We start from the raw sequence: 3,778 nt of genomic DNA, 5'->3' as shown, positions 1-3,778 counted from the left end.
CCGGCATCGCAGAGCCATCGGTGTCGCCGGGACATCCAGCTCTACTTTCTCGCACTCGAGGTGATCAGCGCAGCGATACGCGTTCCTGGCAAGATTTCCGTGAAGTTGGGGTGTGCCACCGTGCGCCGGTGACGCTCCGTCACGGGTAGCGTCGTCGGAGCAGGGCCATGAGGATGACGCGGTGGCGGAGGAGCGGGACCCCCGCGCGTCCTGCCATGATCCGTTTCTGAAGCTTCAGATCGGTGATGCGGCCTTCATTGACGCCGGAGTTGAACGGGGTGGTGATGCCCTGCACGACCGCGGGCTGGTCCTCGCGTATGGCTTTGGCCAGGCTGGCCAAGGCTGGGAGGCGAGCGGCGGTGAGTTGCTCGAGCCAGTCCGCAAGCGGGGAGGCGTCGCGGGCCTCGAGCATGGCGGCGAACTGACGCACCAGATCGTGGGTTCGGTTCAGTTCCGGGCAGTGCTCAAGCAGCCGCCTGACTGCCTCGGAGGCATGCAGGCCACGTCGGGATGGAGCGGTGGTGATCCAGCGGGCGACCTGCCGTGGCGAGGGCGGTCGCTCTCGCGGCGTGTCGATCGGCAAGCCGCGGCGCAGCGGCGCGATGGCCATCTTGACCCGCTGATAGTGACCGCGGTAGCCCTTGGCGACGATCTCCTGGTGCAGAACTGTCGCGGTGTGTTCGCCCTCCTCCCACCTCTGTCGCAGGTACTCCAGGTACGGATCGAGGCTGGTGGGCCGGCGGGGTGGGGTGCGGCGTACGCATTCCTGCCAGGTGGCTGCTCGGGCATATTTGCTCACGGTGCGCCGGTTCAGGCCCAGCTCGCGGGCTGCGGCGTGGAGCGAGCGACCGGTGTCGGTCACCGCCTGCACCGCCTCGAACAGCCGCTTCGCGTGGCGGCGGGCACGGGTGTCAAGGCCGTCCGGGCCCGGGGACACTTCCCCACCGACCAGGCCGCTCTCAAGTGCGTCTACCTGGCCGTCATGAGCCTGGACCCGACCGGCACCGGACGCAAACGCTGGACCATGCGTTGGAAGGCCGCACTCCAAGCCTTCGACATCACCTTCGACGGCCGGCTCACCGCCGGACGGCGCTGAACAAAACCGACTGAGTTCCACCGTTCGCTAGGCCCTGTCTCACATTCGGTGGTGACGGAGCGTGCTGTTATCCGAGGAGGATGCGGTGCCGGAGCAGGGTGAAGCCTGCTCGTCCGTGCATCTGGCGCGCGATCCGTTTGGTCTTGGTGTTGACGCCCTCAGTGGGGCCGTTGCTGTACGGAAGCGTGAGCCCGGCGATCACGGCGTCGATGTCCCGGTCCAGGCCCCGGGTGAAGGCGTGTAGGTGGGGCAGGTCGGCTGTTCGGACTTGGGCGATCCAGTGCGTGAGCGCATCGGCGTTGTCGGTGTGTGGCGTAAGGAGCGGTGCGAAGTCTCGGACGCCTGCTGCCAGTTGGTCTATTTCGGGGCAGACGGCGGTGAGCTTGGCCAGGAGCTCGTGCTGCTCGGGCTTGAGGTTGTCGGGTCTGGTCAGCAGTATCCGGGCGAGTCGACGTGGCGAGATGTGGCTGCGGTCGGCGTCCGCGCGGCCTTGGTTGATGTACTTGTGTAAAAGGTTCAGGCAGCCCGTGAAGCCGAGGGCCTTGATCTCTTCGAAGAGGTGCTGGACGGGGACGCCGGGGTCTTCACTTCGGCGTTTGCGCAGGTGCTCGCGGTAGGGATCGACCAGGCTGGCACGGTACTTGGGGACGCGGAGCATGCGCTCGGGCCGGTCGGCTCGGGCGTAGCGTTTGACGGTGTTCAGGGCCAGTTGCAAACGGCGGGCGCATTCGAGCAGGCCCACGCCCTTCTCGAGCAGGCCATGAACCTGATGCCAGCGTTCGAGGGTGGTCTGAGCGCGGGGCCCTTCGTAGATCGGCGCGTCCAGTACGGTGGCCCAGCAGGCACTGTGTGCCTTCACCTCGCTCAGGGCGGCTTCGCACAGGTTCTTCCATAAATGCCAGCGATCACCAACTTGCACCGCGTCAGGCAGAGCACGGCGGATGGCCTCGGCGTAGGTGGCTGAGCCGTCGCGGCACACGACCTCGATGCCCGGATGCCCGCGCAGCCATGCTTCCAGCGTGTCGGCCGTGCGGTCGGGCAACACGTCGATCCGCTCATGAGTCTCGGCGTCGATCACCACGGTGGCATAGCGGTGCCGCCGGCGCAGGGCGAAATCGTCGACGCCGATCACGCGGGGCACCCGCCCGGTGGGCAACGGGATGCGCAGTAGGGTGCGCAGGGCCGTGTGACGGGACAGGCCCACCGCGAGTATCGCCAGCAAACGTGATCCCGCGCGGCCCGCTAACTCTTTGACCACGGCCTTGACTTGCCTGGTCAGACGAGCGGTGCGTCGCTGGTATCGCTCCAGCACCCCGGGCACCTGTTCGCGGAAGGTGTGGCGGCAGCCTCGCGTGGGACACACCAGACGCCGCACCCGCACACGGACCACCACCCGTCGCCCGTCGACCGGAACGTCGGCCACCGTCCGCCAGTGATAGCCGTGCACCCGTCCCGACGAGGCGCCGCACACCGGGCAGACCGCGGTGTCCAGCGACGTCCGGGCCCGCACCACGATCCGCTCACCCTCGTCGCCCACATCCTCCACGACCAGTGGTGACAGACCCGAAAACACCGTCTGCACAAGCTCGTTGACACCTATCACATGAAGGTCAACGACCCTGACAACTCTCCGTCACCACCGAATGTGAGACAGGGCCAAACGAGCGGTGTAACTGGGTTAGTTGAGGTTACTGAACCTCTTTCATCCTGAATAGTTGCAGGTCAACAGTGTGTGGACGGCCTGGATGATGGTGCCGATGCGGCGGGTGGAGCATCTGGCTCGCCGTAGGAGCCGCTAGGACTTCAACTGGGCGAAGGCTCGTTCGCCGGGGGCTCGGAGTCGGGCGTGGTCGCGGTTGAACTGCTGGTAGTGCTCGGGCTGCTCGCTGTGGTGGTAGTACGGGGTTCGGAGGTGGCGCCGGCGCCCTGGTAGGCGCGATCTGCGAGGACGAGGACCTGCCGGGTGAGGCATGCTTGGACGATGCCGTGGGCGCGGGCCGCGGTGAGGTCGTGGGTGCGGCCGGGTGTTGCGCGGGAGAACCAGAGCGGGGTGCCGTCGGGACTGGCGATGACCTGCACGTTCATGCCGTGTTTGCGGTGCTTCATCGAGTAATAGGGCTCGTCCGCGCGGATCCGGTCGGTGGGAATCAGGGTGCCGTCAACGATGACGTGGTCGCCCTCACCGAGGCCGGTGAGGGCTTCGTGGAGGCCGGGCGCCCAGGAGACCAGAACGTCCAGGGTCTCGTCCACGTATCGCCAGGCGGTGGCCTGGGATATCCCGAAACCTGCTCCGAGCTGCGAGAACGTCTCGTTCTTACGTAGATGGACCAGCGTGAGCAACGCCTGCTTGAAGCAGCCGAGCTTGCGCCAGCGGGTGTTACGGGCCCGGCGGTGCTCATACAGCAGCCAGGCAACATGCTCGACGAGCTCATGCGGGACGTCGAGCGTGGCAGGATACGGAACCAACAGGGCCCCTTCGGTCGCCGGTGTGCTGAGTGGAATCACCACGCCAACGACGAGGGGCCCTGTCTCGTCACTACACCCGCTGACCAGCCCCTTTCACTCTCCAGCACAGGATGAAAGAGGTTCCCTACGTTGTTCTGCGGGAGGTGCTGAGCCCTTCGTATGGTTCACCCACCCAGGGGTGCCGGGTGTGGTTCAAAAAGCTCTGCCGCTTGTGGC

The 3,778-nt window shown here is 66.4% G+C and carries 2 protein-coding genes and 2 pseudogenes; 1 reads left to right on the top strand and 3 read right to left on the bottom strand.

What is annotated here, in order from left to right; translation table 11 throughout:
• Positions 1-139 precede the first annotated feature (139 nt).
• Complete coding sequence (locus ACWD1Z_RS36745) at positions 140-862, bottom strand: transposase (RefSeq protein ID WP_451125162.1); 723 nt, start codon at positions 860-862, stop codon at positions 140-142.
• Between the two features lie 51 nt (positions 863-913).
• Here ACWD1Z_RS36745 and ACWD1Z_RS36740 point away from each other — a divergent pair.
• Positions 914-1,096: pseudogene (locus ACWD1Z_RS36740) on the top strand (IS256 family transposase); the annotation flags it as partial.
• A 67-nt stretch (positions 1,097-1,163) separates the two neighbouring features.
• Here the strand turns inward: ACWD1Z_RS36740 and ACWD1Z_RS36735 are convergent.
• Both ACWD1Z_RS36735 and ACWD1Z_RS36730 read right to left on the bottom strand, forming a co-directional pair.
• Complete coding sequence (locus ACWD1Z_RS36735; protein ID WP_451125164.1) at positions 1,164-2,696, bottom strand: ISL3 family transposase; 1,533 nt, start codon at positions 2,694-2,696, stop codon at positions 1,164-1,166.
• 102 nt (positions 2,697-2,798) lie between these two features.
• Positions 2,799-3,604, bottom strand: a pseudogene (locus ACWD1Z_RS36730) (IS5 family transposase).
• Positions 3,605-3,778 lie beyond the last annotated feature (174 nt).

The organism is Streptomyces sp. NPDC002784 (assembly GCF_053592135.1).
The sequence above is the reverse complement of the archived record's forward strand: the minus strand, read 5'-3'. Positions and strand labels throughout refer to the sequence as shown.